The sequence below is a fragment of the Streptomyces jumonjinensis genome (genome assembly GCF_009600885.1).
GTDB classification, from domain to species: domain Bacteria; phylum Actinomycetota; class Actinomycetes; order Streptomycetales; family Streptomycetaceae; genus Streptomyces; species Streptomyces jumonjinensis.
The window spans coordinates 1-5,336 of the sequence record NZ_VCLA01000001.1; the positions used below are offsets into that span (position 1 = coordinate 1).

A 5,336-nucleotide genomic window follows, 5' to 3' on the forward strand; every position below is an offset into this window, starting at 1 on the left:
GGCCGGGCGGCGCGGGGGGCGGGGCCTCGGCCCGGCCGGCGGAGCGCGGACCCGGCAGCCCCGGCGGACCGACCGCGCGCAGCCCCCCGTCCGGCGCATCCGTCGCGACCGGGGCGGCCTGCCCTGTCGGGGCCTCGGCCAGCAGGGCGAGCAGGGGCTCCATGCCGGAGAACTCGTCGAGGTGGGCCGCGCAGACCTCGCATCCCGCGAGATGCGTCTCGAACGCGGACGCGTCGGCGTCGTCGAGAACGCCGAGCGCATACGCTCCGACCGCGTCGTGGACGGATTCCGGCTCGTGCGCAGTCATGCCGTGACCCCCCTCTCCTCCAGTGCGAGCTTCATGGAACGCAGTGCGTAGAACACTCTGGAGCGCACTGTTCCGCTGGGTATGCCGAGCGTCTCGGCCGCCTCATTGACCGTACGTCCCTTGAAATACGTCTCGACAAGGACTTCCCTGTGCGCGGGCGTCAAATCATCGAGTGCATCCGAGAGCGTCATCAGCCACAACGCCTTGTCGATCTCGTCCTCCGCGGGCATGACCTCCAGCGGTGACGGATCGACCTCCCGCGGCCGGGCCTGCCGGCTGCGATGACCGTCGATGACGATACGGCGTGCCACCGTCACCAGCCAGGGTCGGACAGAGCCGGTCGCCCGGTTGAGCTGACCGGCGTTCTTCCAGGCACGGATGAGCGTCTCCTGCACCACGTCCTCGGCACGCTGGCGGTCACCGGCGACGAGACGCAGCACATAGGCGAGCAGAGGCCCCGCATGTTCGCGATAGAGCGCCCGCATGAGCTCCTCTTCGGGTGTCGGGGAGTCACTGAGCGGCTTCTCGCTCCGATGGCGGGCCCTGTGCGGACGGTCATCGGCCACGGCGGCATCCTTGCGCACCTGAACCTCCCGGTCGAGACCCTGTCTACGGCTGACGGACTGTCTGTTGCCCTTCTCTACGGGCGAGATGGGGATACGACTCAACGCCGAACCGAAAAACTTCAGCGGGATCTAGTGAGGAACGCCGGGCCTTCGGGCCCGGGAGGGATCGCTTCTCTGGACTGCTCTGGTCGGCAGGTCACATCGGACGTTTCTGCTGTTCGATGTACTCCTTGATGACGGACAGGGGTGCTCCGCCGCAGCTCGCCGCGAAGTATGAAGGCGACCAGAAGTGGGCGCCCCACAGGTACCTGCGGATGTGGTCGGGGTATTCCTGGCGGAGTCTGCGGGCGGAGACGCCTTTGAGGGAGCCGACCAGCTTGGAGAGGGAGACTTTCGGCGGGTAGTGCACGAGCAGGTGGACGTGGTCGGTCTCGCCGTTGAACTCGACCAACTCGGTCTCGAAGTCGGCGCAGACGGATCGCATGACTTCCTCGCAGCGGCGGAGGATCTCGTCGGTGAACGGTCCGCGACGGTATTTCGGTGTGAAGACCAAATGGGCGTGGAGAGTGCAGACGACGGTACGACCCCTGCGGATATTGGGGTTTGGCTCCCAGCGTGGTGACATAGGCCAACCGTAGTACGATGCCCCGCATGAAGATCGCCGTGCGGGTGAAGCTGATACCGGATGCCGTACAGGCACCGGCTGTCGGCGCGACCCTGCGTACGGTCAACGAACAGGCGAACCGGGTGTCCGGCGTGGCGTTCGCGCACGGTGTGCCGCGTGAGTACGAACTGCGGAAGCACACCTACGCCGAGCTGAAAGCCTCCGGTCTCGGGGCGCAGGCCGCGCAGCACACGATCAAGAAGGTGCGCGACGCCTACACCACCCTGGCCGCGAACCTGCGCGCCGGGAATCTCGGCAAGCCCGGTTCCAGGCGCCGGGCCAGGGCGGAGTCGAAGCCGATCACGTTCCGGCCGCACTCGGCACAGCCGTACGACGACCGGTGCCTGTCCTGGCAGTACGACGTGCGGACCGTCAGTATCTGGACCACCGCCGACCGTTTGAAGAACGTGCGTTTCGCGTGCTCCGCCGACGCGCTTGAGATGCTCCGCGAGTACCGCAGGGGCGAGTCGGATCTGATCGAACGTGACGGCGCGTTCTACCTGATCGCGGTGTGCGAGATCCCCGAAGCCCCGGTCAACGAGAACCCGTCCGGGTTCATCGGTGTGGACCTCGGGATCGTCAACATCGCTACCACGTCCACCGGCTACCGGGCTGCCGGGCGCGGCCTGAACCGGCACCGTAAGCGGCAGCTCGACCTGCGCCGCAAGCTCCAGGCCAAGGGCACCCGGTCCGCGAAGCGCCGGCTCAGACACCGCAGCCGCAAAGAGGCGCGGCACGCCGCGAACATCAACCACATCATTTCGAAGAAGATCGTCACCACCGCTGAACGCACCGGACGCGGTATCGCCCTGGAAGACCTCACGGGCATCCGCGACCGGGTACGGCTCCGCAAGGACCAGCGGGCACAACTGCATTCGTGGAGCTTCCACCAGCTCGGCTCCTTCCTTGAGTACAAGGCACGCCGGGCCGGGGTGCCGCTGGTGTACGTCGATCCGGCGTACACCAGCCGGCAATGCTCCGAGTGCGGACACATCGACCGGAGGAACCGAGTCGATCAGGCAACGTTCGCGTGCCGCGCCTGCGGCGTCATCATGCACGCGGACGACAACGCGTCCCACAACATCGACCGCAAAGGCGAAGCCGTGTGGACCGCGGGGCGTGAGTCACGCGTCCCAGCCACCCCGTAGGTGGTCCGGACGGAGGAGACAACCCGGCAGCCAGCCGGGCTCTACCTCCAAACCCGGTCCCTTAAGGACCAGGTCAAGTTGACGGAATCTCACTGGGGTCGCAGGCATGGAACAACTGGCATGGAGCTCAGGCGTGAGGTGCACGCATGGAGCTCAGGCGTGAGGTGCACGCATGGCACTCAGGCGTGAGGTGCACGCATGGCGCTCAGGCCCGCGCCATGGCAGCCGCGCGTCTGCGGTGCCTGGCCACCCGCTCACGGTTCCCGCAGACCTCGCTGGAGCACCAGCGCCGCCGCCGCCCGCGCGAGGTGTCCAGATAGACCCGCCGGCAGCCCTCCCCCTGGCACTCCCGCAGCCGCGCCCGCGCCACCGGATCCGTCAGCAGCTCCACCGCGTCCCGGGCCACCGCCGCCAGCAGCGCGCCGCACTCGGGCGCGGCGCCCAGTGTCCGTACCAGAGCGCCGCTCTCGTCCCGTACCGCCCGGATGGCGGGCGGCGTGCCCGCCGCGAGCGTGTTCACCCGGTCCAGCGCGGTCTCCGCGATCCGCCCCGCGAGCTCTTCCCGCACCAGCTGACCGATCCAGCCGCGCAGCTCCACGAACCGCTCCGCCCAGGGCCCGTCCACCGCGCGCACCGCGCTCACCGGCGTGCCCGCGGGCAGCAGTCCCGCGCCCAGCAGCCAGTGGCCGAGCCGTCCGGGGCCCGCCAGCGGTTCGGGGCCGCACTCCGGCGCCGTCGCCATCAGATCCAGGCACAGACGGCCCGAGTCGAACCTCCAGTCGTACGGAGCCGTACCGGTCGCACCTGCCGTCATCCGCCTGTCACCGCCTCAAGGTCACTGCCTCAGGGACACCGTCGGGGTCTTGCCGGGGGTCGGGGTCTCCCTCCAGAGTGCCCGTCCCGGCGGGCGGCCGGTACCCCCCCGTCCGGTCAGCGCGCCGACCGGCCGCCTAGTGTGCGTCAGTCGCGTACGACGTCGGGGGCGATGTCCTCGCGCTCGGCGGGCACGGCGGCCCGCGCGGCGGCGGCCGAGCCGCAGAAGACGGCTTCCAGGGCGCGCGGCAGGGTGTTGAGCACGGCGCTGTTGTTCGAGGTGTTGGCGACTGCGGTGACCGAGCGTCTCCCGTCCCCGGAGGTGAAGGAGGAGGTGTAGTAGCCCTGGACCGTGCCGTTGTGCCCGTATACGGAGACCCCGCAGGACAGATCGCGGCGGCGCAGCCCGAGACCGTACGCCTGGGTGCTGTTGACCGGAACCCATCGTCGCATCTCGGCCAGCCGGGCCGCGGAGGTGAGTTCGCCGCCGAGCAGCGCGGCGAGGAAGGTGTTGAGATCCCGGGTGGTGGAGATGATCGCGCCCGCGCTCTGTGCCCAGGAGGCCGTCTGCCGGGTGGAGTCGACGAGCGCGGCCCCCGCCTCGTCGGGGGTGAGATATCCCCTCGCGTGGACGCCGGGGACGGCTGTGCCCGGGTGTACGTAGAAGGTGTCGCGGAGATTCAGCGGGGTGAAGATCCGGTCGCGGTACTCGTCGCCCACGGGGTTCCCGGTGAGCTTCTCGATGAGCATGCCCGCGACCACGAAGTTGGTGTTGGAGTACGCGTACGAGCCGCCCGGCGCGACGGTGGGAGGCTTCGCGAGGGAGAGGTCCATCAGCTCCTGGTAGCCGAAGACCTTGTTCCGTACGGCTTCGAAGCCGGGGACGGTACGGGCGAACAGGTCGTTGGTGTAGTCGTACAGGCCGCTGCGGTGGCTGAGCACATGGCGCACGGTGGTCCGGCGGTCGGGCAGCAGCCCGGGGAGATGGTCGTCGACCCGGTCGTCCAGGCCGAGCGCGCCTTCGTCGACGAGCTGGAGCAGCACGGCGGCGGAGAAGGTCTTGGTGACGCTGCCGACCCGGAACCGGTCGTCGGCGGTGATGGCCCGGCCGGCGCCCCGGTCGGCGATGCCCTCGGCGGCCTTGTGCACCGTGCCGCCGTCGTCCACCCGGGCCATCGCGCCCGGAGCGCCGGCGGCGAGCGCGGCGCGCAGCGCCTGGCGCAGCGCGGTGACATCGGGGGCGGGGGCGGCGGCGCGCGCCGCAGGGATGGTGTGGGGGGCGTCCGACGCCTGCGCCGGGACCGCGAGCAGAGACAGCATCACCGCGCCGAGCGCCGTGGTCCTGCCCATCGTGACTGAGATCATCCGGTTGTTCTCCCGTCATACGGTTTCGGCCACGCGGCGATCGCGCGCGGCGCTCCCCCACGTATGAACGCCGAACCGCCGCGCGCGTTCTGCCGGATGGCGAATCCTTCGCCCATCGGGGTGGGCCGCCCCCGGCCGCGCTCATGACCTCACCGCCCCAGGGTCCGGCGACCGGGCGCCTTCGAACGACGGCGGCGGAAAGAGGACGGTCTACGGGACACAGCACGGCGCTGTTGACGAGGTCTACGGAAGGGGTCCACGCTGCCCGGCACACGGTCCGGGCGGGGCGTTCGAGTCTCATGGGAGGGGGCCGCGCTCCCCAGCGACTGGGCCGGCTTCGTACGACCGGCATCGGTGGCGGCGGTTGAGGTCTCGTGGGAGGGGGCCGTGCTGCCCGGCACCGGGGATAGGCGGTCGTTCGGCTCGCATGGGAGGGGGCCGCGCAGGGGTGGTGCCGGGACGTAAAGCGTGAT

General features: G+C 69.9%; 6 protein-coding genes. 1 reads left to right on the plus strand and 5 read right to left on the minus strand.

Annotated elements, in window-relative coordinates:
* The 3 genes from FF041_RS00005 to tnpA all read right to left on the minus strand — a co-directional run.
* A partial coding sequence (locus tag FF041_RS00005) for a zf-HC2 domain-containing protein (protein ID WP_194291875.1) occupies nucleotides 1–307 on the minus strand: 307 nt, incomplete at its 3' end.
* Nucleotides 304–891 carry a sigma-70 family RNA polymerase sigma factor gene (locus FF041_RS00010; protein ID WP_323371779.1) on the minus strand — a complete coding sequence of 196 codons (588 nt, stop codon included), beginning with the start codon at nucleotides 889–891 and terminating at the stop codon, nucleotides 304–306. The genes FF041_RS00010 and FF041_RS00005, both read right to left, overlap by 4 nt.
* 178 nt (nucleotides 892–1,069) lie before the next feature.
* Nucleotides 1,070–1,498: an IS200/IS605 family transposase gene (gene tnpA, locus FF041_RS00015; RefSeq protein ID WP_153520432.1), complete on the minus strand. Its 429-nt coding sequence runs from the start codon at nucleotides 1,496–1,498 to the stop codon at nucleotides 1,070–1,072.
* 26 nt (nucleotides 1,499–1,524) lie between these two features.
* On the opposite strand from tnpA, the gene FF041_RS00020 reads away from it, so the two are divergent.
* Nucleotides 1,525–2,685, plus strand: a complete 1,161-nt coding sequence (locus tag FF041_RS00020; RefSeq protein WP_153520433.1) for an RNA-guided endonuclease InsQ/TnpB family protein — start codon at nucleotides 1,525–1,527, stop codon at nucleotides 2,683–2,685.
* A gap of 205 nt (nucleotides 2,686–2,890) precedes the next feature.
* On the opposite strand, the gene FF041_RS00025 is transcribed toward FF041_RS00020, so the two are convergent.
* Together FF041_RS00025 and FF041_RS00030 are read right to left on the minus strand one after the other, a co-directional pair.
* The gene (locus FF041_RS00025; RefSeq protein ID WP_153520434.1) at nucleotides 2,891–3,499 is read right to left on the minus strand and encodes a CGNR zinc finger domain-containing protein; all 609 of its coding nucleotides are present in this window, start codon (nucleotides 3,497–3,499) and stop codon (nucleotides 2,891–2,893) included.
* Between the two features lie 146 nt (nucleotides 3,500–3,645).
* On the minus strand, nucleotides 3,646–4,863 hold the full coding sequence (locus FF041_RS00030) for a serine hydrolase domain-containing protein (protein ID WP_153520435.1): 1,218 nt from the start codon (nucleotides 4,861–4,863) through the stop codon (nucleotides 3,646–3,648).
* Nucleotides 4,864–5,336: the final 473 nt, after the last annotated feature.